Raw genomic sequence first — 25,218 nt, 5'->3', positions numbered from 1 at the left:
GTAGGTCCCGTAGGTCCCGTAGAGCGGTGGCTGGGCGGTCCGGCGTCCCGTGGAACCCTGACGGACGACCTTCGTGGGAGAAGGTGTGGCGAGGTCAGGTGATCTGGACGGAGGGCGGATGGCCGTTCCAGGTGACGAAGCACGACGACGTCCGGCCGTCGCGGCTGAAGTCGACCCGTAGCCACCCCTCCGCCTGCCAGGCCTGCACCGTCCAGCCGACATCCGGAATGGCGGACACCAGACGGGCCGCGACGTCGGTGGTCTCGATCACGACGCGTCCGCCGTCGAGCTGGTAACTCTGGGCCGCCGGCCCGGTGGGCGCAGGCGGGATACCAGCTCCCGCGGACGGTGTCACCGCGCCCGGTGAGCGGGGCGGCACGGTCCCGGCCCCAGGCGCGATGCCAGCCCCAGGGAGAGTCTCGGACGCAGCCGGCTCCCCCGCCACCGCTGTCATCGAGGACGGCGACGGCAGCGTGAGGGGAGACGGCTGCGCGGAGGGATGCGGCGACGGGTCGGTGGCCGCCTCCCCCGAGGAGGCAGGCGGACCGGCTGGCCGGGCCGGAGCGAGGGCCGACGCCGGCCGGTCGACAGGTATCTCCCGCGCGAGGACGTCGGAGACGGCGAACCAGGACAGCGTGACGGCAAGCGCCGTGGAGGCCGCCCAGGCAGCCAGGCGGATCAGTCTCCCAGCCATCGCGGTGCGATATTGCCATATCCGTGACAGTTCAGGTCCACGGCGTCGTCCAGCGCCGCTGCCCGGAAGGAGTCACACCCATGACGTCGCAGGCAAGCCCGTAGCCGGGTGGCCACGATTCTGGTCGTCGAGGACGACCCGTACGTACGTGCCGCGCTGGTGCGGCACCTGTCCGCCGTCGGGCATGCGGTGCGCAGCGTCGGTGCGGCGCTCGACGCGCTGCGCGAGGTGACCCAGGTCGGCTGTGACCTCGTCCTGCTCGACCTGGGTCTGCCGGACCTGGACGGCGCCGCGGCGCTGCGGATGCTGCGCGGCGTCAGCGACGTCCCCGTGGTCGTCGCGACGGCGCGTGGTGACGAGCCGGCCATGGTCCGCCTGCTGCACAGCGGTGCCGACGACTATCTGGTGAAGCCGTTCTCGCCGGAGCACCTCAACGCGCGTGTCACCGCCGTGCTACGCCGCACGAGCCCCTCCGCTGCCACCGCCCGCGCGCCGGCGTTCCGGGTGGGTGATCTGGTGGTCGACTCCCGGCAGCGCACTGCGGTGCTGGACGGACGCGAGCTCGACCTCACCCGGCGCGAGTTCGACCTGCTCGCCTACCTGGCCGCCCGCCCCGGCGAGGTCGTGCCGCGCCGCGAGCTGCTGGCCGCGGTGTGGCAGCAGGCCTACGGCGGCGACCAGACGATCGACGTCCACCTGTCGTGGCTGCGCCGCAAGCTCGGAGAGGCCGCGGCTCGGCCGCGATACCTGCACACGGTGCGTGGCGTCGGGGTCAAGCTCGACGCGCCTCGCCCATGAGATGGGCCAGAACACGATGAGGTGGGCGCTCGCCCGGGTCTCGATCGCCGTGACCTCGATGGTGGCGCTGGCGTTCCTCGTCCCGCTCGTGCTGACGGTCCAGCGCACCGCGCATGACCGGGCGTTCACCGACGGCGAGCGCCGGGCCGCCGAACTGGGTCCGGCGCTGGCAGTCACGACGGACCAGGCGGCACTGCGCCGTGCCCTGGCCAGCACCCGCGGCGGAGCCGAGGGTCGGGTCGCGGTCCACGTTCCCGCTCCGGGGTCCACATCAGGGCGGACCCGGGACGCGTCGCTCGTCACCGTCGGTCAGTCACGGGTCAGGGGCAGCGAGCTGGCCGCCGTCGCGCGCGCCGGGAGCTCGGCGGTGGTCGCGGTTCCCCGCGGGTCCGTCCTGCTGCGACCGGTCGCGGTGACGGACGCGCGGATCGCGGTGATCGAGGTGTTCATCCCGGACACCGAGCTCGACCGGGGCGTCGCGCGGGCCTGTCTCGTGCTGGGCGGCGTCGCCGCGGCGCTGGTGCTGGCCTCGGTGGTGGTCGCCGACCGCCTCGGCACCCGCATCGTGCGGTCGGCCCGCGGCCTTGCCCGCGCCGCGCGGGAACTGGGCGCGGGCGACCTGACCGCCCGCGCCCCCGTCGCCGACCAGGCCGCGCCGGCCGAACTGCACGAGGCGGCCGTCGCCTTCAACACGATGGCCGACCGGGTCCGGATGCTGCTGGCGGCCGAACGGGAACGAGCCGCGGACCTGTCCCACCGGCTGCGCACCCCGTTGACCGTGCTACGCCTCAACACCGCCGCTCTGGGCGGCGGCTCCTTCGACGGCGACGGCGAGGCCGACGGCCGGGTCGACGGTTCCGCCGACGGCCGGGTCGACGGCGGCCTCGCGGGCAGCGGTCATGGAGGTGACGCGGCGGCTGCGGCGGCGGCGGCCGCTGTCCGGCATGCCGTGGCACAGCTCGAGCACGAGGTCGACTCCATCATCCGCGCGGCCCGGGCGCGGGGTGACGAGCAGGTCGTCGCCCCACGCTGCGACGCCGCCGACGTGCTCCGCGACCGGGCCGACTTCTGGTCCGTGCTTGCCGAGGACCAGGGACGCAGCTGGTCGGTGTCCGGAGCGGACCGGCCGGCCCCGGTCCCGGTGGCACCCGCGGAGCTCGCGACCGCGCTGGACGCTCTGCTCGGCAACGTCTTCCGGCACACCGCCGAGGGCGTCGCCTTCGCTGTCCAGCTTCGGCGGACCGACCAGGCCGTCACCGTGCGGGTGCTGGACGCCGGTCCAGGGGTCGCCGACCCGGCCGCGGCGCTTCGCCGGGGTGGCGGGGCCGGCGGGGCGGGCTCGACCGGACTCGGGCTCGACATCGCCCGGCGCGTCGCCGAGTCGACCGGCGGCGAGCTGACCGTCGGCCGGTCCCCGCTCGGCGGCGCGGAGCTGCGGCTGCGGCTGCGCACCGAGACCTCCGCCGCCGGCGCACCGGCCGGCAGGCGCCACACACGCCACCGACGAGGCTCCCGGACCCGCGCGCGCTGAGTCCGCCGTCCCACCGGCTCCTCCGTCCGGCCCCCGTCGCCGACCGCGTTCCCTCAGCGCTGTCGGTCAGGGGCGAGGGGTCTTCTCACGGCGCCAACAACCGCACCGTCTGGTCATCGGAGCCGACGGCGAGGATGCGCCCGTCCGGGGAGTGGGCCAGATCCACCATCCACCAGACGCTCGGGCGGTCACCCAGGACGATCGGTTCACCCAGAGGAGTGATCTGGTGCGGTCGGAGACGACCCAGGGGATCCGCCCTCTTCCGCACGGGAACGATCAACCGGATGGTCTCAGGACGCCCTCCCGACGGACCCGGTTCCAGCCGACTCCGACCAGCGAAGCGCCGACACCCTAAGCAGGCCTTAAGTGCGTTTCTGCGCTGCCTGAACGCGGCCGGCGGACGTCGTACCCGCCCTTAGCGTCCACCCGCAGATCACCCAGTGCGGGAGGTATGTACGACATGTCGTCTTCGCGAGGCCGGCACCGTCGCCGTCGTCGTCAGATCATCTCCGGTGGCGCGGCCGCGCTCACCCTCGGCGGCGGGATAGCCCTGGCCGCGGTCATGCCCGGCACGGCCGACGCCGCCGGGCTCGGCGCGGCCTACAGCCGCACCGGCGACTGGGGCACCGGCTACTCGGCCCAGTACCGGGTGACCAACTCGGCGGACGTGCCGGACGGCTTCACTCTCGAGTTCGACCTGCCCGAGCGGGCGCGGCTCACCTCGCTGTGGAACGCCGCCTACACGGTGGACGGACGGCACGTCACCGTCACCCCACCAGCCTGGCAGCCCACGCTCGCCTCCCGGGAGTCACTCGACGTCGGCTTCGTCGTCGCGGCACCGGACGGCGTCACCGACCCCGCCAGCTGCCGGATCAACGGCGCGGACTGCACCACCGGGCCCGGCACGCCCGGCAGCCCCGGCAGCCCCGGCGTGGAGCCGTCCGTGACGCCGTCCGCCACCGCACCCGGGACGGCGCCGCCGTCCACCAGTTCTCCGCCCGCCCCGCCCACCGACCAACCGACGACCGGCGGGCCGACAGCGGCCCCGACCGCCTCGGCCCCGTCGCCCTCGAACGGGTCCGGCGGGTCCGGCGGCACAGGCGGGTCCGGCGGCACAGGTGGTTCCGGCGGCACAGGTGGTTCCGGCGGGTCCGGTGGTTCCGGCGGCTCAGCGGGCCCAGGCGGGTTCGCGCCGTACGTCGACACCTCGCTGTATCCGCCGTACGACCTTGTCGCCACGGCGCAGGCAACCGGGCTTCGGGACGTCACCCTGGCCTTCGTCGTGGGCGGCGGCGGCTGCGCGCCGAAGTGGGGCGGCGTCACCGATCTCACCGCGGACGGGGTGCCCGGCCAGATCGGCCGGTTCCGGGAACTGGGCGGGGACGTCCGGGTGTCGTTCGGTGGGGTTGCCGGCACCGAGCTGGCCCGCGCCTGCTCCAGCGTCGACGAGCTCGCCGCCGCCTACCGCCAGGTGGTCGATGTCTACGGGGTGACCCGCCTGGACTTCGACGTCGAGGGCGCCGCCCTGCCCGACGTCACGGCAAACACCCGGCGGGCCCAGGCGATCGCCCAGCTCCAGCGGGAGGCCACGGCCGCCGGCCGGCGCCTGGAGGTCTCGTTCACGCTGCCGGTGCTGCCGTCCGGTCTCACCCAGGACGGGGTCGACCTGCTGGCCAACGCCCGGGACAACGGCGTGACAGTGGACGCCGTCAACGTCATGGCGATGGACTACGGCGACGGCGCGGCACCGAACCCCGCCGGCCGGATGGGCCAGTACGCGATCGACGCCGCCACCGCCACGCAGGCCCAGGTCAGGGGCGTGCTCGAGCTGTCGGACACGCAGGCGTGGGCGCGGGTGGCGGTCACCCCGATGATCGGTGTGAACGACGTCGCCAGCGAGGTGTTCACCCTGGCGGACGCACAGCAGCTGGTCGACTTCGCCCACCGCGTCGACCTTGCCTGGCTGTCGATGTGGTCACTGACCCGCGACCAGCCCTGCCCGGGTGGCCCGGTCTCCCACGCCCAGCCGACCTGCGGCGGCCTCGCCACGGCACCGCTCGACTTCACCCGCGTGTTCAACGCCTTCTGAGCCGACGAAAGGCATCTCTCATGCCGAACCGCCGCACCTTTCTGCTGGCGGCGTCCGCCGTGGCCGCCGGCTCCGCCGGGGGCGCCGCCTGGTCCGTCACCGGCGGCCGGAGCCACGGCCGGGAGCGCCCGCTCGCCGCGGCGCTGACCGCCGCGTCCAGCGGCACCGGCCTGCCACTGACCGTGGTGAACCACACCTACCGGTATGCGAACAACCAGATCTGGCTCTACGTCGTCGGCACGGATCTGACGACCGGTCGGCAGGTGTACGCCCGTCCCGACGGGAGTCTCGCCCAGGTCTCGCCGGCCGACAACGGCCCGGACGGCTTCGCGGACCTCGCCGTCCCCCTCCTGCCGGACGGCGACACGCCGTTCGTCGTCCCGCCCGCGATGTCGGGGCGGATCTACGTGTCCACCGGGGCGAAACTGCGCTTCAAGGTGGTCGCCGACGGTGCGGGCGCCCCGGCCCTGCAGCATCCGGCCGGCTGGGTGCGCGGTGATCCCAGCTTCGGCGTGGTGCACGACTTCGTCGAGTTCACGCACAACGCGGCCGGCATGTTCTGCAACACCACGGCCGTCGACATGTTCAGCGTGCCGATGGCACTGCGGCTGCGCGGCGCCGCCGACCAGACGACCGGCCGGCTGGCCGCGGGCGGCCGGGCCGCGGTCTTCGACGCGCTACGGGCCCATCCGACGTTCGCTCCCCTGGTCGTCGGCGACACCCGGGTGATCGCGCCCGGTCACGGTCTGGAAGCCGGCGTCTTCCCCGCGTCCTACTACGACGGCTACATCGACGCGGTGTGGCGCCAGATCGCCACCCGTCCGCTCACCGTCGACGTCGGGACGCGCACCCACACCGGCACGGTGGACGGTGACCTGCTGCGCTTCGGCGGCGGCGTCGCGCCGTTCGCGAGGCCGAGCACGCGGGACGTCCTGTTCTGCGACGGCGCGCTCGCGGCGCCCAACGACGGTGTCACCGGCCCGGTGGCCGCCGTGCTGGGCGCCGGCTTCAACCGCTCGACCCTGCTGAGCCAGGCCGTCCAGCCGGCGGCGGACCCGGCGGGCTTCTACCGCGACCCGACCACCAACCACTACGCCCGGGCGCTGCACGAGCACACCGAGGACGGCCGCGCCTACGGCTTCGCCTTCGACGACGTCGCCGGCTTCGCCTCCTACATCCAGGACACGGCGCCGACGTCGGCGACTCTCTGGCTGACCCCCTTCTAGAGATCCGCCGTCCCGGGACCCCCCTTCCGGGGCGGCGAACCTCAGGCGAACCTCAGGCGGATCCCAGCCGAGACCCAGGCGGATCCCGGAGCCTCAGGCGAACCTCAACGGAGCCGGCGCGCGCGCAGGACAACGTCGTCGACGTGGTGGGCGCCGGCTCCGCCCACCGGCGCGACGCGCGGCCGCTGCTCGTCCACCTCCACCACCCAGTCGTCGTCGAACAGCGCGGCCATCATCGCGGGCCACACGAAGTCGGCCGGGTCGAAGCCGCCGTCGTGCTGGGGATGGGTGTCCATACCGGCGTGGTGCACGAACAGCAGCACACCGCCCGGTGCGACAGCCGCGAGCAGCGCCCGCTCGGCCGCGGCGTCGGACGTCCGCAGCAGGGCCGGATACTGGGCGGAGACCAGGTCGAAGGACGCCGGTGCGAACGCCGCCTCCGTGAGTTCGGCATGCACCCACCGCACCGTGACACCGGCGTCCCGCCCGTGCCTGGTCGCCCGTTCCAGCGCCACGGCCGAGACCTCGACCGCGGTCACGTCCCAGCCGTGGCTCGCAAGCCAGATGGCGTCCGCGCCCTCGCCGCAGCCGACGTCCAGCACCCGGCCGGGCGTCAGGCCGGCGACCTCGGCCACGAGTGCGCCGTTGGGCTGGCCGCTCCACAGCTGTTCCCGTTCGGCGTACCGCCTGTCCCACTGCTCCTGCACCGCAGGGTCGCCGAGGAAGGCGCCGGTGGGCGAGGGGGCGTGGGAGGTGGGCGATCCGGCCGCAGCGTTGTCGATCATTTGGCCACTCTCATCCATGACGCCCCTCGCCCCCAAACTTCTTTGCCGTTTCGGCAAGCGCCCCCGGCCCTCAGACGATGCTGGCGCCGACCTTCGCCTCGACGCTGCCCGGGCAGTCGACGGAGAGCGTCGGGTCGGTCTGACGCGAGAAGTCGTCCTCGGTCTGTCCGCGGACGTCATGTCACATTCGCTCGGCGTTGCGCGTCCACCAGGGCAGGAACAACGGCGGCGGAGGTCTCACGGCGATGACAACGCACCAGGCGTGGACGACCGCGCAGTTCGAGGCGCAGCGACAGCACCTGTTCGCGGTCGCCTACCGGATGTTGGGTTCGCGCGCTGATGCCGAGGACGCCGTCCAGGAGGCGTGGCTGCGGCTCAACGGCGGCGCTCCGGACACGATCGCCGACCTGCGGGGCTGGCTCACGACGGTCGTCGGCCGGATCTGCCTGGACATGCTGCGCTCCCGCCGGGTTCGTCGGGAGAACCATCAGGGCACCTGGCTGCCCGAACCGCTCGTCGTCACCGACGCCCAGGACGGGCCCGAGCAGCAGGCCGAACTCAGCGACGCCGTCGGGATGGCGCTGCTCGTCGTGCTGGAGACTCTGACACCCGCCGAACGGCTTGCGTTCGTCCTGCACGACATCTTCGCAGTCCCCTTCGAGGAGATCGGGGCGATCCTTGACCGGACACCCGCGACCGCCCGCCAGCTTGCCAGCCGGGCGCGCCGCCGGGTCCGCGGGGCCCCGACCGCGACGCAGACCGATCCCGCCCGGCAACGCGAGGTCGTGACGGCATTCCTGGCCGCCGCCCGCAGCGGCGACTTCGACGCGCTGCTCGACATCCTTCACCCCGACGTGGTCTTCCGCATCGATATCGGCTCCCGCCCCATGCCGATACCGCTGCCCGGCCTGATCAGCGGTCGCGAAGCCGTTGCCAGGCATACCGCCACAGTGGGACCGCGTTTCGCCCAGCTGTGTCACCCGACGCTGGTCAACGGAGCCGCCGGAATCATCGCTCGAGGGCCGGACGGCGTCATCGCGGTCGCCGGAATGACCGTCGTCGGCGCCACTGTCGTCGAGATCAACCTGATCCTCGATCCGGTGAAACTCGATGCCGTCGAGCACCGCGAACAACCGGAACAACGGGACCCACACGTGCCTGCAGGCGCATCTGAACGAGGAGGAGCGACACAGTGAGAATCGCCGTCTTCGGAGCCAACGGGCCCACCGGTCGGCTGCTGACCGAGCAGGCGCTCGCCGCCGGCCACGACGTCGCCGCGGTGACCCGGCGACCGGCGGGGTTCCCGATCACGCACCTTCGCCTGGACGTCGTGGAGACCGACGTTCACGATCCGCCAGCCGTCGACCGAGCCGTCAGGGGAGCCGACGCGGTGCTGTCCACGCTCGGCGTGCCGTTCACCCGCCGGCCTGTCCACGTCTACAGCGCCGGAATGCACACCATCGACGCCGCGATGCGCCGGCACGGGGTCAGGCGCCTGGTCGCCGTGAGTTCCAGCGCCACCGAACCGCACCATCACGCCGACGGCGGCTTTCTGCTGAACCGGATTCTCCAACCAGTACTCACCGCCACCATCGGCAGGACCACCTACGCCGACATGCGCCGCATGGAGGAGTTCGCACGTACCAGCGATCTCGACTGGACGATCATGCGGCCGTCAGGTCTGTTCGACGCGCCCGATGTGACCGGCTACGACCTTCACGAGAACCAGGCGCCCGGCATCTTCACCAGCCGCGCGGACCTCGCCGCCAGCATGCTCGGGCAGGCCACCGATATCCGGTTCCTACGGAAGTTCGTCGCCGTGACCACCTCCGAAGGCGCCCCGACCCTGTTCCAGATGCTGCGACGGGAGGCATTCAAACGAGACTGATAAAACACCAGAAATCTCGATGTCCAGCCCGAGGAGTGCAGCTGAGCCGGTGACACACCCGCCGCTGATCCGTGGGCCGCGGTGCGGTCAGCGGGCAGTACTGCTCGCAGTACTGCCCGCGGTGGCGGTGGCGGCGCTGGTCCAGCGCGGGTCTCTGCCGCTGAGGCCGATCACCCGGTCGAGCAGCGGAGCGTCGGGCGGGACGTCCACGACTCTGCCGAACAGCCCGGGTATCGGTGGGAGTCGGCGCCACCCGCCGGCAGCGCCTGCGACCCTGCGTCGAGATCCTTCGCCGCGGCGCCGCTGAACGCCACCGCCAGGCCGGCGACATGACCGACCAACGCCCCGAGCCGATAGTCCGGGCACGGTGTGGGCAGGGCAAGCGTCCCTTCGGGACGTTGCGGATCGCGGCCGCCATCGACCTGGCGGCCGGCCCAAGGACGACGGGACGCCTGCGCACCGCCCTCTGCGCACCCGGCCCGGCCGGAGGCACCTACCGCCCCTGGGACTCCAGGAGGTTCCGCAGCCGGGCGAGATCCGCGCGCACGTGCGCCGCGTCCCGGTCGAAGGCATCATCCGCCACGCCGGGAGGCTGGAAGAGCGTGAAGACGACCTCGCTCCCCTCACCGTTGCGAAGCACGCGGAGCGGGTTGTGCGTCACCGTGCCGTCCGGGAGGGTCACGTCGTGATCGAGCACACCGTGCTCCACCGGACCCGAGAAGGACACCTCGACCTTTCCCATCGGCGAGTCCGTCACCCAGCGCCCCTCCTCGCACCGGATGCCACTGCTGAGTCCCGCGGCCCACAGTGGCAGGTTCTCCGGGTTCCCCGCGAAGGCGGCGACCGCCTCGGGGGCGCGCTCGATGGGCTGGGAGAGGTGCAGCGCTCGCCAGGTCATCCGAACAGGCTACGAGAAGCCACGGCGGTCCGGTCCCCCGTGGATCCGCCCGTCAGCAGCTCACCGACCGCGCCGGCGGACTCGCAGGTCACGGCGGCCCACGGGACGGGATCGCCCACTGTCACGCCCGGTGACAGCCTTCCGTCGCCCGGTCGTGTCGGTGGCGACTGATAGGACGGTTCCCGTAGGGCGTCCCGAAGGGAACCAGATGACCATCAACGAACATCTCGCCGAGTTCGCCGGGAAGCCGGTGCGAGGCTTCCGGTACGAGCGGGACGGTGAGTCGTCAGACGATCACCACAGGCCCGCCGCGGGCGGCACCCCGGCCTCCCCCGGCGACGTCGCCTGGCGGGTCGGCACCTGGTTCGACGGTCCCAGCTTCGGCGACGTCTTCCAGGCGTTCCTCGACGAGGTCGACACCGCCGCGGTGACCCATCTGGTCATCGGCTACTGGGGCGCCTCCTATGACGCCACGGACGCCGTCGGCCCGGTAGGCCGGCTGGTGCAGGCCGCCGGGCAGCTGCCCGCGCTCCGTGCGCTGTTCCTGGGCGACATCGTGCTGGAGGAGTCGGAGATCTCCTGGATCGAGCAGTCCGACGTCACGCCGCTGTTCGAAGCCTTCCCCGGGCTGGAGCAGCTGGAGGTCCGCGGGAGTGAGGGGCTGGGGCTGCGTCCCGTCCACAGCCGTGCGCTGAGAACGCTGCGGTTCGAGTCGGGCGGGCTGCCCGCCGCGGTGGTACGGGCCGTGGGCGAGTGCGACCTGCCCGCCCTGGAACACCTCGACCTGTGGCTGGGCACCGACGACTACGGCGGCGACGCGACCGCGGCCGACCTGGCCGGGATCCTGGGCGGCGAACGGCTGCCCGCGCTGGCGCACCTGGGGCTGGAGGACGCCCGGATCGCGGACGAGGTGGCCGCGGCGGTCGCGAGCGCGCCGGTCGTCGCGCGGCTGACGTCGCTCAGCCTCGCCATGGGGGCGCTCACCGACCGGGGCGCCGAGTCGCTGCTGTCCGGGCAGTCGCTCACCCATCTGGACCGGCTCGACCTGCACCACCACTTCCTGGGCGACGCCATGGTCGAGCGCGTGCGCGCCGCGCTGCCCGGCGTCGAGGTCGACCTCGAGCAGCAGGAGAAGCCGGAGGACGACTGGTTCTACGTCGCGGTCTCCGAATGATGTTCACCGTGGTCGGTGCGCCGGGCGACCGGCGCACCGGGTTGTTCGCCGCCGCGTGCCGCGCCGCAGGCCTGGCCGCGCCCCGTGTCGTCCCGTGGGCTCAGGTGCTGCGCGGCGGCGAGCTGCCGGTCGTGCCCGGCGCGCCACTGCGGATCGACTCGCCCGGCGACGATCCCGAGGTGGACGCCCTGCTGCGCGGGCCCGGTGATCCGGCCCGGGTCGGCGGCGGTGCACGGTGGTACGCGGCCTTCACCGCGGCGCTGGGGCGTGTCGCCGCCGCGGCCGAGCGGGCCGGTGCCCGCCCGCTGGGCGACGTCGACGACATCGCCGTGATGTGCGACAAGAGGCGCTGCCACGCCCTGCTGGCCGCGGCCGGTGTCCCCGTCCCGGAGGCGCTGCCGCCCGTGCACGGCTACGCCGAGCTGCGTGCCCGGATGGTGCAGGCCGGTCTGCACCAGGTGTTCGTGAAACCGGCACACGGCTCGTCCGCATCCGGTGTCGTGGCGTTGCGGGCCACGCCCGCCGGGCGGGTCAGGGCCGTCACCTCCGCCGCGCTCACCCGGAGCGGCACCGGCAGCGGCGCCGGCAGCGGGAGCGGCGGCGGCACCCGCGACGGGAGCGGCCCTGGTCTCGTGAACTCGCTGCGGGTCCGTGTCCACGAGAGCGAGAGCGAGGTGGCCAGGCTGATCGACCTGCTGGCACCGGACGGGCTGCACGTGGAGCGGTGGCTGCCCAAGGCCGCGCTGGGTGGCCGTGTCCTCGATCTGCGGGTGGTGGTGATCGCCGGGGAGCCGACTCATGTGGTCGTCCGCACGAGCCACACCCCGATGACCAACCTGCACCTCGGCGGCCTGCGGGGTTCGGTCGCGGCGGTGCGTGACGCGCTCGGCACCGCCGGCTGGGAACGGGCCCTGGGCGTGTGTGCCCAGGCCGCCGCGTGCTTCCCCGGCAGTCTCATGGTCGGGGTCGACCTCCTCGTCGGGATCGGCTGGCGGCGGGTGGCCGTCGGCGAGGTCAACGCCTTCGGCGATCTGCTGCCCGGGATCACCGGCCTGCCCGGCACCCGGGCGGAAGGCCTGGACACCTACGCCGCCCAGATCGACGCGGTGCTGGCGGCGTGCGCGACATGAACGAGGTCATCGGCAGCCACGACCTGCTGCTGGTGACCCTCGATACCCTGCGCTACGACGTCGCGGCCGAACTCGCCGCCGCCGGGCAGACCCCGACCCTGCGCGGCCTGCTGCCCGGTGGGCACTGGGAACGGCGCCACACCCCGGGCAGCTTCACCTACGCGGCGCACACCGCCATGCTCGCGGGATTCCTGCCGACGCCGACCCGTCCCGGCCCGCACCCACGGCTGTTCGCCGCACGGTTCCCCGGCAGCGAGACCACCGCTCCCGGCACCTGGACGTTCGACGCGGCGGACCTCCCCACCGGCCTGGCCGAGATCGGCTACCACACGGTCTGCGTGGGCGGGGTCGGCTTCTTCAACAAGCTCAGCCCGCTCGGGTCAGCGCTGCCGTCCCTGTTCGTCGAGAGCCACTGGGAGCCCGGCTTCGGCGTCACCGATCCCGACTCCCTCAGCCACCAGATTGACCGGGTCGGCGAGGTGATCAGGCGCCTTCCACCCGACCGGCGGCTGTTCCTGCTGCTCAACGTGGCCGCCCTGCACCAGCCGAACTGGTTCTACCTGGCCGGTGCCACCCGCGACCACGGTGACTCGCGCGACTCCCACGCCGCGGCGCTGCGTCACGTCGACCGGCAGCTCGGGCGCCTGTTCGCCCTGATGCGCCGCCCCTGCCTCGTGATCGTCTGCTCGGACCACGGAACGGCCTACGGCGAGGACGGCCACACCGGCCACCGCCTCGGCCACGAGGTCGTCTGGACCGTCCCCTACGGAGAGTTCGTGCTCGCGTGAGCGGGCCCTACGAGCAGTACGTGTACGCGTACCCGCACAAGACCGCCTACCGCCCGCTGTCACCCAGACCTGCGCTGCGGGACGTGTGGGCCGCCCAGGACCGCTCCGCGCTGTTCCTCTACCTGCACGTCCCGTTCTGCGAGATGCGGTGCGGTTTCTGCAACCTGTTCACCCGCACGGGCGCGCCCGAGGAGCTCACCGGCGCCTACCTGGACGCACTCGAGCGCCAGGCCGCCGGTGTCGCGGACGCCCTCGGCGACGCCGCGTTCGCCACGGCGGCCTTCGGCGGGGGCACCCCCACCTACCTGACCGCCCCCGAGCTGGGGCGCCTCTGCGACATCGCCGCCCGCCTCGCCCCGCTGGGCGCCATCCCGCTCGGGGTGGAGACCTCCCCGGCCACCGCGACGGCCGACCGCCTCGCCGTCCTGCGCGAACGCGGCACCACCCGCGTCTCGATCGGCGTGCAGAGCTTCCTGGATGTCGAGGCCCGCGCGGCCGGCCGCCCCCAGCGGCGGGCCGAGGTCGAGTCCGCGCTGGAACGCATCCGCGCCGCAGGCTTCCCGACGCTCAACATCGACCTGATCTACGGCATCGGCGGCCAGACGTCGGCCACCTGGCTGCACTCCCTGAACGCCGCCCTGGCCTGGCGCCCGGAGGAGCTGTACCTGTACCCGCTGTACGTCCGCCCCCTGACCGGCCTGGGCCGGCGCGAGCTCGACTGGGACGACCAGCGCCTGCGGCTGTACCGCCTCGGCCGCGACCACCTCCTGGCGAACGGGTACGAGCAGGTCTCCATGCGTATGTTCCGCCTGCCCCCCAGCACCGCTGGTGCCGCGAACCGCGTTCTCAGGGGACGCCCCACCGGGACGGAGTACTGCTGCCAGACCGACGGGATGGTCGGCCTGGGGTGCGGCGCCCGTTCCTACACCTCGGCCCTGCACTACTCGTTCGAGTACGCGGTGGGTGCCCGGCACGTACGCGCGATCATCGACGACTACGTCCGGGAGACCGAGTTCGCGAGTGCCCGGGTCGGTTTCGCCCTCACCGGCGAGGAGCGCCGGCGCCGCCACCTGATCCAGTCGCTGCTGCAGGCCGACGGCCTGGACCGGGCCGCCTACCGGGAACGTTTCGGCACCGACGCCGCCGCCGACTTCGATCTCACCGCCTTCGCCGACCGCGGCTGGCTGGAGCAGACCCCGACCATCCTGCGGCTGACCCCCGACGGTCTGGCCCGTTCCGACGCCCTGGGCCCGGCTCTCTTCTCACCGCGGGTCCGCACCCTGATGACCGGCTACACCCTGCACTGATGGCGCTCCCACCCCCACCCCCACGCCGGCCTGGACCCGCACCCGGACGTGCACCCGGACCCGTGCCCGAGCGCCACGGCCCTGTCGCTCCGCGGCAGCTGACGATCCTCTATCGCGGCCCGCTGGCCAGCTGTGACTACGACTGCTCCTACTGCCCGTTCGCGAAACGGCGGGACACGCCCGCGCAGCTGCGGGCGGACCGGGCGGCGCTCGAGCGTTTCGTCGGCTGGGTCCGGGAGCAGGGCCATGGTGTCTCGGTGCTGTTCACGCCGTGGGGTGAGGGCCTCGCCCGTTCCTGGTACCGGCGGGCGCTGGTCGAGCTCAGCCACTGCCCGCAGGTGGAACGGGTCGCGATCCAGACCAATCTCAGCCACCGCGTCGACTGGACGGCCCAGGCTGATCCGTCCCGGCTTGCGCTGTGGTGCACCTACCACCCGGGCCAGGTGCGGTACGAGCGTTTCCTTGGCCGGTGCCGGGACCTGGCCGCACGGGGAGTCCGCTTCAGCGCCGGCGTCGTGGGGCAGCCCGAGCATCTGGACGCGGCACGCCGCCTGCGCGGGGATCTCCCCCGCGAGGTCTACCTGTGGGTGAACGCGGCCGAGGGCCGCTCCTACACCGACGCCGAGGCCGCCGGCTGGGCGGAGATCGATCCGCTGTTCGCCCACAGCCGCCACCCGCACCCCAGCCGCGGCCTGCCCTGCCGAACCGGCGAGACCGTCGTGTCCGTGGACGGTGAGGGAACAGTGCGGCGCTGCCACTTCGTCCCGGCCGTGCTGGGCAACCTGTACGACGGTTCGTTCCGCGCAGCGCTGCGCCCCCGGCCGTGCCCCCTCCCCCGGTGCGACTGCCACATCGGCTACGTCCACCTGGAACCGCTCGGCCTGTCCCGCACCTTCGCCGGCGGCATCCTGGAACGCATCCCCGCCGCCTGGCCGAGCCGGATGTCGGCCTGAACGGCGCCGGGCTGGAGATGAGCGCCGGCATGGCCGACGCCGCCTACTGTTTCGGCACCGTCCTCGCAGTGCAGCTGAACGCGAGGCTGCCCGGACGCCGGCTGCTGGTGCTCCACACCGCGGTCTTCGTGATCGCCTCCGTGCTCACGGCGGCCGCGACGGCGCCGGCCGTGTACTTCACCGGCCGTATCCTGCAGGGGCTGACGACCAGCCTCATGCTGCTCACCGCAGCCCCCGCCCTCGTGCTCGGCTGGCCGGTGGCCCGTATGCGGGTGACCGCGATGGTGATGAACATGGGGATCTTCGGGGCGGTCGCCATCGGGCCGGTGATCGGCGGTGCGTTCGACGGCCTCGGCGACTGGCGGCTGCTGTTCTGGTTGTCCGCGGTGGTCGGCGCTGTCGCGCTCCTGCTCGCCGTCCTGACGTTCACCGACCTCCCGCCGCAGGACCGCGCACTGAAGTTCGACGCCGCATCGCTCGCGCTGGCCTCCGTCGGGTGCGTGGCCGCCTTCTTCGGTGCCTCCCGCCTGGTCGACCACTCGGTCACCGCACCGACCGTGCTCGTTCCGATGCTCCTCGGCGTGCTCTGCCTGCTGGGGCTGATCGTGCACCAGACCTTCGTCCGTGATCCGCTGATGCCGATCCGCCAGCTCGCGAGCACCATTCCGCTGGCGGCCATCGTGCTCGCGCTCTTCGGCGGCGGTGTGTCGGTCTCGCTTGTCGGGCTGCTGCAGCTGAGCAGCGAGGCGGGCGGCCTGTCCCCCGCCCTGTTCTGGCCCGAGTTCATCGGCGCCGTCGTCACGGCGTTCCTGTTCGGCCGCCTGTTCTTCACCGCCTACGTCCCGGTGCTCGCGTTCGCCGGGATGCTGTGCCTGACGGCGACGGCACTGGTCGTGGCCACGGCAGGCAGCAGCGCCGCGATCGTCGCCGTCTGCACCGCGGGCATCGGCCTGGGCGTCGGCGCGTCCGTCGCCCCAGGACTGTTCGTGGCAGGCTTCGCCCTGCCCTCGCTGCAGCTTCCACGGATCTTCGCGCTGGTCGAGCTTCTCCGCGGCGTCGCGGCCTTCCTGACCGCACCCCTCATCGTGCACCTGGCCCGGACCACCGGTGACGACCTCACCGCCGGGATCAGGAACGCCGCCCTGGCCTGCTTCGTGCTGGTGGTGGTCGGCGTCCTGCTCGTGGCCGCGATCGCCGTGAGCGGCGGGCTGCGGCTGCAGGCACCGCGCATCGTCGCCTGGCAGAACGGCCCGGACGCCGCGCTCGACTCCCCGCCGCTGGGCGCAGCGTTGCGGCAACGGCCCGGGCGGCGGCCCCGGCGGCAGGGACCAGGACGGGAGATGGACGGGCAGGCCGGCGGCGCGACGCACCCACCGCGTCAGTACCGATCCGACCAGGACGACCTGCCTGACCGCGGCCGCCTCCGCCGATGAACACCGGCTCGCCAGCCGCAGATCACAAAGGGCCTGAGGTTCTGGTGATCTGCAGCACGGCGCGCCTTGTGGCAGACCGTGCCGTCCGCCACGATCGGACCGCCGGCCCCCTCCTCGCGCCCGGCGATCCGATCGTGATCGCCGGGCCGACCCACCACGTCGAGGAGCTCGCGGCCGTGATCAGCGCCGCATCCTCTTCCTGATCAGCTGTAGAACGTCTGGGTGCCGCGGCTCACCGTGGTGCCCCGCTCGCCCCAGTAGCTCGTGATGACAGCGCGGTAGCGGGTGTCCTCCGGGGCGTTGATGGTCCAGCACGTGGAACCCGAGTGCCCGTAGTAGTTGTTGTTGTCCCGGCGGGTGTAGCTGGGCGCGGAGCTGCTGCTGACGGGCGTCACGACGGCCTGGACCCAGCGTGCGCCCTCCGAGTTGTAGGCGGTCAGGCAGAACTGGTTGACGCCGTCGGAGTAGGTGACGGTACCGTCGCCGACGTTGAGGCTGAAGGACGCCGCCGACGCCGGCAGCGCGAGGACCAGGCTCGCCGCCGCGGCCGCCGTGGCGACCAGCGCGGCCTTGAGGGACTTCTTCCGCATGTTCTCTCCAGTTCGGTGGCGGGTAGAAACCGCGGATCCGACGCCCGTTCTTCCCGCACGCTCTCCCCGTGCGTTGTTCGCGCGCGTTTTTCACGGGTCTCGACAGGGATCCACTTCCGGTTCACCACAGTGACAGCGAGAACACAGGTTCCTCCCGCACTTCCATGATGATTCGCCACTCGTTCACCAGACAAACGACGCGAAAATACCGGGAAAGTTCTCGACGAACACCGCTCCTTGCTCCCACGAAACCAGTGAACCGGATTATCTTCCCCGCACTGCGCACAAAGGATCTCGCGCAGCGGAGTTCGCCGCGGTAGAACGCGCCTCACCCGTGTGGCCGGTCACGGCGTCGGCCACGCCGTGACCGGCGGTTATGGTGGAGCCCGAGGAACACTGCGGACAGTCCACCCGGGACTCCGAGGTGGGGGACGTGAGCGGTATGGAATGGAATTGGCAGCTGTACCCGGATGCGGTCAACCACAGGGATCTTCGCCCTGTCAAGCCCGGTCGCATCGTGGGTCTGGGCGCCCTGTGTGACCTGTGGCCGCCGCGCACCGACGACGGGAGTTCCCAGAGTTTCTCGGTCAGCGAGTTCGTCACGCTGGACGACGGCCGGCGGGTGATCCTGCACGAGGACCGGGGCTTCACCGTCAGCCGGGTACTCGGTGGCCCAGGTTCCGGAGCTGGCCAGTTCGGCGAGACCCGCGAGAGCATCATCCAGAACGTGTTGAACGTCGTGCTCCCGGACGGCGACCAGCCCAGTGACCATCCCTGGTCGTGGCTGGCCGACCTGGGGCGGGCGCGCGGCCTGCAGGTGACCGCGGACGAGCTGCGAGGTCTTCCGTACGAGGTGGTCCTCACCGACACGGCGACCCGATGGCTCAGTACCAGAGATCTCGGCTCTGATCACGGCGGTTCCATGTGATCGGGTCAGGGGGAGGCCGACGAAGATCTCCCTGTGGCCGACCCACTGGTTCCCGGGTTAGGTACTGACCTATCGCTACACGTTGCCCGGCCCTTACGTAAGTCTGACGGATGTGTCGCTGGTCGACAGCACACTCGGGCCGGTTTCCCACCCGTCCACCGTGATAGCACCCGGACGGGTTCTCGAATGTACGTCGCGGTGCACTACGACGCAGGACGATGTGCTCAACGAAAGCGTGACGAACAGCGTGTTCGTCACGGCCCGGGCGACCGACGGATTCAGCGGACCTGGTTTCGCCCGACTCGGCGAAAGCCGCTCGTAACAGCCAGCCGCCGCCACCTCCGGCGCGTCGGAGGTGGCGGCGGCGAAAATCTTCACGAGTAATGGGTTGGTGATTCCGTATGGTCGAACGGCGAGCGGCGGGGAGCCACGCCCGCCGGACCAGCCCAGACCAGAGCCGGAAGGACCCGCCTGACGGTCACCCGTCGAGAGTGAGTCCTGCCAGGTCGCCAGCGTCACGCCAGGCCTGCAGCAGGTCCTCCATGGCGTAGAAACCGGGCCAGTAGGGGTCGCCGAGAACGGAGCGGATCCGCTGCTCGCCCTCGTTGTTGTAGTAGCCGGGCGTGCACTCGCGGGCGAAGTTGGTGTTGTCGATCTCGTTCGCGCGGATCGTGGCGACCCACTCCTCCTGTGCCTCGAACGTGGGTTCCACGGTCGCCGCGCCACGGGCGAGGGTCTCACTGATGACGTGGGCGATGTGGACGGCCTGCTGCTCGAACATCGCCGGCACCGCCGCCGTGATGCCGCCCTGGATATAGCCGGTGAAGAACTGGTTCGGGAAGCCGTGGGTCATGATCCCGTGCAGCGTGCGGTAGCCCTCGCGCCAGTGGTCGTAGAGCGACCGGCCTTCGCGGCCGACGAACGGGTGGATCGCGAGCCGCCGGTCGAGGTCGGTGGTGATCTCGAAACCGCTGGCGAACACGATGCAGTCGACCTCGTGCTCGACGCCGTCGGCGACGATGCCCTTCTCGGTGATCCGCTCGACGCCCCTGGTCGCCGACACGTCGATCAGGGTGACATTCGGGCGGTTGAACGTCGGCAGGTACTGGTCGTTGAAGCACGGCCGCTTACACAGGAACCGGTAGTACGGCTTGAGGATCTCCGCGATGTCCGCGTCCTTGACGATCGCGTCGATCCGGCCGCGCAGCCGCTCCATCACCTGGTAGTCGACGAGTTCACGCAGCTCCATGAACGTCGCCGGGTCCGCCATGGCGGCCCAGCCGTCGGTGGCGTCCAGGTGCGCCTGCAGGTTGCGGCTGATCTCGGTCCAGCCGTCGCAGATCAGGTCCGGCTGGCCCGGCGCGAACGCCTCGTACGCCGCGGTGTGGAAGTTGCGACGGCGTTCCTTCTGCCAGCCCGGCTGCAGCGAGGCGGCCCATTCCGGGTCGGTCGGGATGTCGCCGCGCTCGTCGATCGATGACGCGGTGCGCTGGAAGACGTACAGGTGCTCGGCGGTCTGCGCGATGTGCGGGATGACCTGCACGCCGCTGGCACCGGTGCCGATCACCGCGACCTTCTTGCCGGCCAGCTTGTCCAGCCCGCCGTGCAGGTCGCCACCGGAGTACTCGTAGTCCCACCGGGCGGTGTGGATCGTGTGGCCGGCGAACTCCTTGATACCGGGGATACCGGGGAGCTTCGGCTTGTTGAAGGGCCCCTGGCACATGACCACGAACCGGGCCCGGATCTCGTCGCCCCGGTTCGTGTCGAGCTTCCAGCGCCTGGCTTCCTCGTCCCACTCCTGCGACCGCACCAATGTGCTGAAGATCGCGTGCTCATAGAGCCCGTAGTGCTTGCCGATGCGCTGCGCGTGCTCGAGGCACTCGTCCCCGCGGGCGTACTTCTCCCTGGGGACGTAGTCGGTCTCTTCGAGCAGCGGCAGGTAGCAGTAGCTGTCCGTGTCGCACTGGATGCCGGGGTAGCGGTTCCAGTACCACACGCCGCCGAAGTCGCCGGCCAGCTCGATGATCCGGAAGTTCGTGACACCCGCTTCAGCGAGCCGGACCGCGGCCACCAGGCCGGCCCAGCCGCCGCCGAGAATCGCCACGTCGACGTCTTCGACGATCGGCGTCCGGGGCACGACCGGCGTGTACGGGTCGGCCTCGTAGAACTCCTCGAAGTCCCCCTCGGTGACCAGGTACTGCTGCTGCCCCTCCGGACGCAGCCGCTTGTCGCGTTCTAACAGGTACTTGGTCCGGAGGGCATCATGGTCGACCTCAGGCGTGTCGGTAGGAGCACAGTTCTGCATTCAGGTTCCTCGCTTCGGGGCCGGTGCCGCCCGCGCCGCGGACGACGACACGTCCGGTCAGGTCGATGAAGTCAGGTGCCATGACAGCGCGTCTCCGCTCGTGAAGCGAGTGCCAGAGACCGCTGCTGCCCGGCCGCGGCAGCGGTGAGGCGGCCGGCCGACGTCCGCCGCGCTCACTCTGGACGCGACCGTATTGCGGTGTCAATATCCACCATACGGTTCTAGCCATTGGCGGTGAGGAGTCCCACCGACGGGACAGCCTCCCGGGTCCGAGGTGCCCCGGGGGCCGTCCCGGGCCCTCGGCGCCCGACCCCGCGCATCGTCGTAGCCGTCAACCGACAGTCGGGAGCGCCTGATGAGTGGAAAGTCCGCAGCACCAGAGAAAGCGGCGCCGGAGAAGCTCGAACTCGACCTGTCGGACGTCGACCACCGGGTAGGTCAGTTGGTCGGCGGCGGGCAGCTGTACGACCCGTGCAGTTCCTCCGACGTCCGTCGCTGGGTGATGGCGATGGACTACCCCAACCCGTTGCACTGGGACGAGCAGTTCGCCCGCGCGTCGCGGTTCGGCGAGATTACCGCCCCGCAGTCCATCGCGGTCGCGTTGGACTTCGGCCACGGCGCCCAGCAGGCGTGCGTGGGCTACATCCCCGGCAGCCACCTGATCTTCGGTGGCGAGGAGTGGTGGTTCTACGGCGTGCCGGTCCGGGTGGGCGACAAGCTGTTCCAGGAGCGGCGTTTCCACGACTACAAGGTCGTGGAGACGAAGTTCGCCGGCCCGACGATGTTCTCACGCGGCGACACCGTCCACACCAACCAGCGCGGCGCTCTGGTGGCCCGCGAGCGCTCGACCGCGATCCGGTACCTCGCCTCGGAGGCCGAGAAACGTGGCATGTACGAGAACCAGCTCGGCGCCGTGAAGCACTGGACGAACCCGGAGCTGCTCGCAGTCGAGAAGGTCCGCCACGCCTGGCTCCTCAGCAACCGCGAGGGCGTCTCGCCGCACTTCGCGGACGTCAGGGTCGGAGACACGTTGCCGCGCCGGGTGATCGGCCCGCACAGCATCGCCAGCTTCACCACCGAGTACCGCGCCTTCCTGTTCAACATCTGGGGCACGTCCCACTGGACCGCACCGCCCGGCGTCGAGGACCCCTGGATCAACCAGGACCCGGGCTGGGTCGACGGCTTCGGCTTCGACGAGGAAGGCGCCAGAATCGATCCGAGGCTGCGCGACGGCCTCTACGTCGGACCGTCGCGCGGCCACATCGACGCCGACAAGGCCAGCGAGGTCGGCATGGCCCGCGCCTACGGCTACGGCGCCACGATGGGCGCCTGGTGCACCGACTACCTCGCCTACTGGGCCGGCCACGACGGCATGGTCCGCCATACCAAGGCCAACTTCCGCGGCCCCGCCTTCGAGGGCGACGTCACCTACTTCGACGCCGAGATCGTCGACAGGCAGGCGGACTCGGCGTGGGGTGTGCCGCTGGTCCAGGTGAAGCTGAAGCTCACCAACCAGGACGGCGGCGTGCTGGTCGACTGCACCGCCGAGATCGAGCTGCCAGTCCGATGACTCATACGCCCTGACCACGACCTGGCACCTGTCCCGCGCGCCCGGTTTCGCCATGATGCGGCCGACGTGGGGTCTTCGCTGTGAGGGGGAGACCACCAGCCGAGCGGCGATCTCGTGGTCGGTGCATCCTGCGTCGACCAGCCGCAGGGCCTCACGTTCACTGCCGGTGAGGGCACGGAACCGGGCGGCAGGCTCTCGACGAGCGTTCCTGGCGACTCGCGGACCCGACGATGAGCCGCGGGTGACGGAGGGGCTGATGACCGCATCACCCCGCATCTCCTGCGGATCGGTGGATGCGACGGATTCCTTCGGCCGTTCGGCGCGGGACGCCCGAGCACAATAATGTCTTTCATGACATTCCGGCCGGCACGGAAACGACCACAACGACGTGCGTGACGCTGTGCCATCAGACCGTTAATCTCGCCGTTCGGTCAGCCATACCGGCGACCGCTCCTGCGAGTACGGAGCAAGACTCATGTTTCACATAAGAAGGCAACACGGCGCGCCACGAGCCCGATCAGGGAGGAGAACAAGAGCCGCAACCCGCACCACAGCGCGAGCCCTCGCGGTCATACTGGCCTTTGGAGCGATTTTCTCGGTCGCCACGGCCGCATCCGCGCAGACGGATCAGGTCGTCTTCAGAAAGACTTCCGGCGTGTTCCATTTCGATGGCGCCGGGCAGGTCATCACCTACACCTTCCTCGTGGTTAACGGCCCTGTTACCGCAACCCAGATCTCGGTGACCGACTCCGATATCGGACCGATCTCATGCCCCGCCACCAGCCTGGCGCCGAACGCTTCGATGGAATGCGTGGCCCAGTACACGACGACCAGCGCGGACGTGACGGCCGGAGCTGCCTCGAACAGCGCCACGCTGACCCTGACCGAGGTCACCGGTACGCGCATCGTCAGGCAGGAATCGGTGACCATCCCCTACAGCGGCCTTGTCCCCTCGCTCATCGTCGGCAAGACAGGCGCCAGCTTCTTCACCCGGCCCGGGGAGGTTCTGCCCTACACCTACCAGGTGGTCAACGGTCCGCTGGGGGTGGTGGGCATAACCGTGGTCGACGACCAGATCGGTGCGGTTTCCTGCCCGTCCAGCATTCTGACTCCCGGCGGCAGAATGACCTGCACGGCCCAGTACACGGTCACCGAGGCCGACGTGCTCGCGGGCGTCATCGTGAACACGGCGACCGTGACCGGGACCAGCACCACGGGTCAGCCCGTCTCCCAACGAGCCAGCGCAAGTGTGCCCTTCGGCAACAACAACTGGCTCTCGCTCACCAAGCAGGCGACCCCGAGCCAGTTCTCCGGTCCAGGTGAGGTGCTCACCTATACCTACCGGCTGATCAGCGCCGTCACAGGCCTGACGAACGTGTCGCTGGTCGACAGCAAGATCGGTCCGGTTCCGTGCCCGTCCACCGAGATGCCGCGCCTGCAGCCTCTCGTCTGTACCGCGCAGTACACGACGACCCAGGCCGATGTGGTCGCCGGAGGCGTTGCGAACACCGTGTTCGCCATGGGCGAGCGGGCCGAAGGGGCAATTATTACAAGGCGGACCACGGCGGCCGTCCCGTACACCGGATCAGCACCGGCGCTCCGCCTCTCCAAGATTCCGAGCCCCACGACGTTCACCAGCCCCGGACAGGTGATCACCTATGGCTACAGAATCACCAACGGCGCAGTCGAGGTGTCCGGGGTGTCACTGGTCGACGACCGTCTCGGAGCTGTGGCCTGTCCAGCCACGAGCCTGCCGCCCGGCGGGACGATGGACTGCCTGGCGCAGTACACAGCCACCGAGGGCGACATCACTGCCGGCAGCATCCAGAACACCGCGACCGTCACCGCGAACCCGCCCGCCGGGCCACCCGTGACCGCGACCGCCGGTACAGAGGTCGTCGCCATGCCCGCGGCCGGTGCAATAGCACTGGAGAAGGTCGGGCTCTCGGAAACCTTCACCGCCGCCGGCGAGACAATCACCTATGTCTACCGGGTGCGAAACCCTTCCCAGGTCCTACTTTCGGGAGTCTCGCTGGTCGACGATCGGCTCGGCGCCATCACCTGCCCGTTCACCACCCTGGTACCCGGCGCGACCATGGTGTGCACGGCCCAGTACACGACCACCGCGGCGGATGTCGCAGCCGGCAGCATCGTGAACACCGCGGCAGCCACCGCGACTCCGCCCACCGGAGTAACCGTGAGGTCGCTGTCCCAGGCGCGGGTGTCATTCGAGGACATCGCTGGCGCGATCAGCCTGGTGAAGGCCGCGACCCCCGCCACCTTCGCGGCCCCAGGCCAGACAATCACCTATGTCTACCGGGTCACGAACCCGTCCCGCCTCGCCCTGTCAGGCATTCGGCTCGTTGACGATCGGCTTGGCGCCATCACCTGCCCGTCTACCACCCTGGCACCCGGCGCGACCATGGCCTGCCCAGCCCAGTACACGACCACCGCGGCCGACGTCCTGATCGGCAGCGTCTGGAACACCGCGGCTGTCACCGCGGTCCCGGCCGTCGGAGCACCCGTGGCCTCGGCCGCCAAAGCCTACGTGATCTTCAGGCCCGCGTCCCTCCTCTGATCCCGGACCATCGCCCTCCCGGTACCGGCCATCGGCCCGCGCCGCCAGTCGCATGACAGAGGAACCCGAGACCTCGGCGATCCCCGGCACGCGCTGCCTGCCGCAGGGCACCGCCGGTGTGCTGCCCGCGACCATCGTCCGCGGGCAGCACACCGGGACGAGCAGGGCTCCACCGATGTCTACCAAGTCGGCACGACCGGGTTTCAGTGCCGCCCCATGCCCATCGGTGTCCGAAATGCGATCGTCCAGCCGATCGCCAGTAAGTGCGTGCGGTTCGAGGACCGCTGGGAATTCTGTCGACGTCCAGATCAACCAGCCCGCGGAGGCCGTTGCCAGAACGGCAGGACGCAGCGGGGAAAGCTCGCCTGTTTGGTGATCATCATTGGGGGTGCCGGAATCCACGGTGTCATCGTCCGTCCAACTACCAAGAGAAAACTAAGTTAGTGGAATATTGATGTAGGACAGGTCTGGAGATCGGAAGAAGCCTCGGATAATCTCCGGTGTGGCCAAGAGGCGAGCGAACGCCTTCTTGACGCTGTCGCGCAGTTCGTCG

General features: G+C 71.0%; 24 protein-coding genes and 1 pseudogene. 17 read left to right on the top strand and 8 right to left on the bottom strand.

Annotated elements, in window-relative coordinates:
- Positions 1-94 precede the first annotated feature (94 nt).
- Entirely contained in the window at positions 95-694 is a 600-nt protein-coding gene (locus tag AB1460_RS15260; protein ID WP_368961948.1) for a hypothetical protein, read from the bottom strand.
- A 108-nt stretch (positions 695-802) separates the two neighbouring features.
- Here AB1460_RS15260 and AB1460_RS15255 point away from each other — a divergent pair, with 108 nt between their 5' ends.
- Complete coding sequence (locus tag AB1460_RS15255; RefSeq protein ID WP_368961947.1) at positions 803-1,492, top strand: response regulator transcription factor; 690 nt, start codon at positions 803-805, stop codon at positions 1,490-1,492.
- 16 nt (positions 1,493-1,508) lie between these two features.
- Complete coding sequence (locus tag AB1460_RS15250) at positions 1,509-3,023, top strand: ATP-binding protein (protein WP_368961945.1); 1,515 nt, start codon at positions 1,509-1,511, stop codon at positions 3,021-3,023.
- 85 nt (positions 3,024-3,108) lie between these two features.
- On the opposite strand, the gene AB1460_RS15245 is transcribed toward AB1460_RS15250, so the two are convergent.
- Positions 3,109-3,291, bottom strand: coding sequence for a hypothetical protein (locus tag AB1460_RS15245; protein WP_368961943.1), 183 nt, complete (start codon positions 3,289-3,291; stop codon positions 3,109-3,111).
- 192 nt (positions 3,292-3,483) lie between these two features.
- On the opposite strand from AB1460_RS15245, the gene AB1460_RS15240 reads away from it, so the two are divergent.
- Together AB1460_RS15240 and AB1460_RS15235 are read left to right on the top strand one after the other, a co-directional pair.
- Positions 3,484-5,112 carry a cellulose binding domain-containing protein gene (locus AB1460_RS15240; protein WP_368961941.1) on the top strand — a complete coding sequence of 543 codons (1,629 nt, stop codon included), beginning with the start codon at positions 3,484-3,486 and terminating at the stop codon, positions 5,110-5,112.
- A 20-nt stretch (positions 5,113-5,132) separates the two neighbouring features.
- Positions 5,133-6,338: a glycoside hydrolase family 64 protein gene (locus AB1460_RS15235; RefSeq protein ID WP_368961940.1), complete on the top strand. Its 1,206-nt coding sequence runs from the start codon at positions 5,133-5,135 to the stop codon at positions 6,336-6,338.
- A 104-nt stretch (positions 6,339-6,442) separates the two neighbouring features.
- Here the strand turns inward: AB1460_RS15235 and AB1460_RS15230 are convergent, their stop codons facing one another.
- Positions 6,443-7,123 (bottom strand): class I SAM-dependent methyltransferase, encoded by a 681-nt coding sequence (locus AB1460_RS15230; RefSeq protein ID WP_368961938.1) that lies wholly within the window; start codon positions 7,121-7,123, stop codon positions 6,443-6,445.
- Between the two features lie 245 nt (positions 7,124-7,368).
- Here AB1460_RS15230 and sigJ point away from each other — a divergent pair, with 245 nt between their 5' ends.
- Both sigJ and AB1460_RS15220 read left to right on the top strand, forming a co-directional pair.
- Complete coding sequence (gene sigJ / locus AB1460_RS15225) at positions 7,369-8,319, top strand: RNA polymerase sigma factor SigJ (protein WP_368961936.1); 951 nt, start codon at positions 7,369-7,371, stop codon at positions 8,317-8,319.
- A complete protein-coding gene (locus AB1460_RS15220) occupies positions 8,316-9,011 on the top strand; it encodes an NAD(P)-dependent oxidoreductase (protein ID WP_368961934.1) in 696 nt (231 codons plus the stop codon). The genes sigJ and AB1460_RS15220 overlap by 4 nt, the downstream gene beginning before the upstream one ends.
- 170 nt (positions 9,012-9,181) lie before the next feature.
- Here AB1460_RS15220 and AB1460_RS15215 read toward each other — a convergent pair whose 3' ends face one another.
- Positions 9,182-9,352: a hypothetical protein gene (locus AB1460_RS15215; RefSeq protein WP_368961932.1), complete on the bottom strand. Its 171-nt coding sequence runs from the start codon at positions 9,350-9,352 to the stop codon at positions 9,182-9,184.
- A 152-nt stretch (positions 9,353-9,504) separates the two neighbouring features.
- Positions 9,505-9,909: an SRPBCC family protein gene (locus AB1460_RS15210; protein ID WP_368961931.1), complete on the bottom strand. Its 405-nt coding sequence runs from the start codon at positions 9,907-9,909 to the stop codon at positions 9,505-9,507.
- Between the two features lie 208 nt (positions 9,910-10,117).
- Here AB1460_RS15210 and AB1460_RS15205 point away from each other — a divergent pair, with 208 nt between their 5' ends.
- Genes AB1460_RS15205 through AB1460_RS15175 form a run of 7 tightly spaced genes read left to right on the top strand, consistent with a single transcriptional unit; the run spans position 10,118 to position 16,897 of the window.
- Positions 10,118-11,083 carry an STM4015 family protein gene (locus tag AB1460_RS15205; RefSeq protein ID WP_368961929.1) on the top strand — a complete coding sequence of 322 codons (966 nt, stop codon included), beginning with the start codon at positions 10,118-10,120 and terminating at the stop codon, positions 11,081-11,083.
- Entirely contained in the window at positions 11,080-12,213 is a 1,134-nt protein-coding gene (locus tag AB1460_RS15200) for an STM4014 family protein (RefSeq protein ID WP_368961927.1), read from the top strand. The genes AB1460_RS15205 and AB1460_RS15200 overlap by 4 nt, the downstream gene beginning before the upstream one ends.
- Positions 12,210-13,001, top strand: coding sequence for an STM4013/SEN3800 family hydrolase (locus AB1460_RS15195; protein ID WP_368961983.1), 792 nt, complete (start codon positions 12,210-12,212; stop codon positions 12,999-13,001). Before AB1460_RS15200 ends, AB1460_RS15195 begins: the two co-directional genes overlap by 4 nt.
- Positions 12,998-14,308, top strand: a complete 1,311-nt coding sequence (locus AB1460_RS15190; RefSeq protein ID WP_368961926.1) for an STM4012 family radical SAM protein — start codon at positions 12,998-13,000, stop codon at positions 14,306-14,308. Before AB1460_RS15195 ends, AB1460_RS15190 begins: the two co-directional genes overlap by 4 nt.
- The gene (locus tag AB1460_RS15185; RefSeq protein WP_420497276.1) at positions 14,308-15,261 is read left to right on the top strand and encodes an STM4011 family radical SAM protein; all 954 of its coding nucleotides are present in this window, start codon (positions 14,308-14,310) and stop codon (positions 15,259-15,261) included. The genes AB1460_RS15190 and AB1460_RS15185 overlap by 1 nt, the downstream gene beginning before the upstream one ends.
- Before the next feature lie 17 nt (positions 15,262-15,278).
- Positions 15,279-16,694, top strand: a complete 1,416-nt coding sequence (locus tag AB1460_RS15180; protein WP_368961924.1) for an MFS transporter — start codon at positions 15,279-15,281, stop codon at positions 16,692-16,694.
- Between the two features lie 44 nt (positions 16,695-16,738).
- A complete protein-coding gene (locus tag AB1460_RS15175) occupies positions 16,739-16,897 on the top strand; it encodes a hypothetical protein (RefSeq protein ID WP_368961923.1) in 159 nt (52 codons plus the stop codon).
- Here the strand turns inward: AB1460_RS15175 and AB1460_RS15170 are convergent, their stop codons facing one another.
- Positions 16,898-17,284 carry a hypothetical protein gene (locus AB1460_RS15170; RefSeq protein ID WP_368961921.1) on the bottom strand — a complete coding sequence of 129 codons (387 nt, stop codon included), beginning with the start codon at positions 17,282-17,284 and terminating at the stop codon, positions 16,898-16,900.
- A 442-nt stretch (positions 17,285-17,726) separates the two neighbouring features.
- Here AB1460_RS15170 and AB1460_RS15165 point away from each other — a divergent pair, with 442 nt between their 5' ends.
- Both AB1460_RS15165 and AB1460_RS38355 read left to right on the top strand, forming a co-directional pair.
- On the top strand, positions 17,727-18,212 hold the full coding sequence (locus AB1460_RS15165; RefSeq protein WP_368961981.1) for a hypothetical protein: 486 nt from the start codon (positions 17,727-17,729) through the stop codon (positions 18,210-18,212).
- A gap of 82 nt (positions 18,213-18,294) precedes the next feature.
- Positions 18,295-18,534 carry a DUF7507 domain-containing protein gene (locus tag AB1460_RS38355; RefSeq protein WP_420497275.1) on the top strand — a complete coding sequence of 80 codons (240 nt, stop codon included), beginning with the start codon at positions 18,295-18,297 and terminating at the stop codon, positions 18,532-18,534.
- A gap of 156 nt (positions 18,535-18,690) precedes the next feature.
- Here AB1460_RS38355 and AB1460_RS15160 read toward each other — a convergent pair whose 3' ends face one another.
- Positions 18,691-20,517 carry a flavin-containing monooxygenase gene (locus AB1460_RS15160; protein ID WP_368961920.1) on the bottom strand — a complete coding sequence of 609 codons (1,827 nt, stop codon included), beginning with the start codon at positions 20,515-20,517 and terminating at the stop codon, positions 18,691-18,693.
- A gap of 355 nt (positions 20,518-20,872) precedes the next feature.
- On the opposite strand from AB1460_RS15160, the gene AB1460_RS15155 reads away from it, so the two are divergent.
- The gene (locus AB1460_RS15155) at positions 20,873-22,087 is read left to right on the top strand and encodes an FAS1-like dehydratase domain-containing protein (RefSeq protein WP_368961919.1); all 1,215 of its coding nucleotides are present in this window, start codon (positions 20,873-20,875) and stop codon (positions 22,085-22,087) included.
- An 18-nt stretch (positions 22,088-22,105) separates the two neighbouring features.
- Here AB1460_RS15155 and AB1460_RS15150 read toward each other — a convergent pair.
- A pseudogene (locus tag AB1460_RS15150) lies at positions 22,106-22,363 on the bottom strand (helix-turn-helix domain-containing protein); the annotation flags it as partial.
- A gap of 199 nt (positions 22,364-22,562) precedes the next feature.
- Between AB1460_RS15150 and AB1460_RS15145 the strand changes: the two are divergent.
- Complete coding sequence (locus tag AB1460_RS15145; protein ID WP_420497274.1) at positions 22,563-24,665, top strand: DUF7507 domain-containing protein; 2,103 nt, start codon at positions 22,563-22,565, stop codon at positions 24,663-24,665.
- Positions 24,666-25,218 lie beyond the last annotated feature (553 nt).

The organism is Parafrankia sp. FMc2 (genome assembly GCF_041008525.1).
In the GTDB taxonomy this organism is placed as follows: Bacteria; Actinomycetota; Actinomycetes; order Frankiales; family Frankiaceae; genus Parafrankia.
Note: the sequence above shows the minus strand (reverse complement) of the source record. Positions and strands in the feature narration are given on the sequence as shown.

Bases quoted from the DNA above. Each gene is read 5' to 3' on its own strand.
- AB1460_RS15260 (WP_368961948.1), bottom strand. From the start codon at position 694: ATGGCTGGGAGACTGATCCGCCTGGCTGCCTGGGCGGCCTCCACGGCG.
- AB1460_RS15250 (WP_368961945.1), top strand. From the start codon at position 1,509: ATGAGGTGGGCGCTCGCCCGGGTCTCGATCGCCGTGACCTCGATGGTG.
- AB1460_RS15240 (WP_368961941.1), top strand. From the start codon at position 3,484: ATGTCGTCTTCGCGAGGCCGGCACCGTCGCCGTCGTCGTCAGATCATC.
- AB1460_RS15235 (WP_368961940.1), top strand. From the start codon at position 5,133: ATGCCGAACCGCCGCACCTTTCTGCTGGCGGCGTCCGCCGTGGCCGCC.
- AB1460_RS15230 (WP_368961938.1), bottom strand. From the start codon at position 7,123: ATGATCGACAACGCTGCGGCCGGATCGCCCACCTCCCACGCCCCCTCG.
- sigJ (WP_368961936.1), top strand. From the start codon at position 7,369: ATGACAACGCACCAGGCGTGGACGACCGCGCAGTTCGAGGCGCAGCGA.
- AB1460_RS15210 (WP_368961931.1), bottom strand. From the start codon at position 9,909: ATGACCTGGCGAGCGCTGCACCTCTCCCAGCCCATCGAGCGCGCCCCC.
- AB1460_RS15205 (WP_368961929.1), top strand. From the start codon at position 10,118: ATGACCATCAACGAACATCTCGCCGAGTTCGCCGGGAAGCCGGTGCGA.
- AB1460_RS15200 (WP_368961927.1), top strand. From the start codon at position 11,080: ATGATGTTCACCGTGGTCGGTGCGCCGGGCGACCGGCGCACCGGGTTG.
- AB1460_RS15195 (WP_368961983.1), top strand. From the start codon at position 12,210: ATGAACGAGGTCATCGGCAGCCACGACCTGCTGCTGGTGACCCTCGAT.
- AB1460_RS15185 (WP_420497276.1), top strand. From the start codon at position 14,308: ATGGCGCTCCCACCCCCACCCCCACGCCGGCCTGGACCCGCACCCGGA.
- AB1460_RS15180 (WP_368961924.1), top strand. From the start codon at position 15,279: ATGAGCGCCGGCATGGCCGACGCCGCCTACTGTTTCGGCACCGTCCTC.
- AB1460_RS15170 (WP_368961921.1), bottom strand. From the start codon at position 17,284: ATGCGGAAGAAGTCCCTCAAGGCCGCGCTGGTCGCCACGGCGGCCGCG.
- AB1460_RS15165 (WP_368961981.1), top strand. From the start codon at position 17,727: ATGGAATGGAATTGGCAGCTGTACCCGGATGCGGTCAACCACAGGGAT.
- AB1460_RS15160 (WP_368961920.1), bottom strand. From the start codon at position 20,517: ATGCAGAACTGTGCTCCTACCGACACGCCTGAGGTCGACCATGATGCC.
- AB1460_RS15155 (WP_368961919.1), top strand. From the start codon at position 20,873: ATGAGTGGAAAGTCCGCAGCACCAGAGAAAGCGGCGCCGGAGAAGCTC.
- AB1460_RS15145 (WP_420497274.1), top strand. From the start codon at position 22,563: ATGTTTCACATAAGAAGGCAACACGGCGCGCCACGAGCCCGATCAGGG.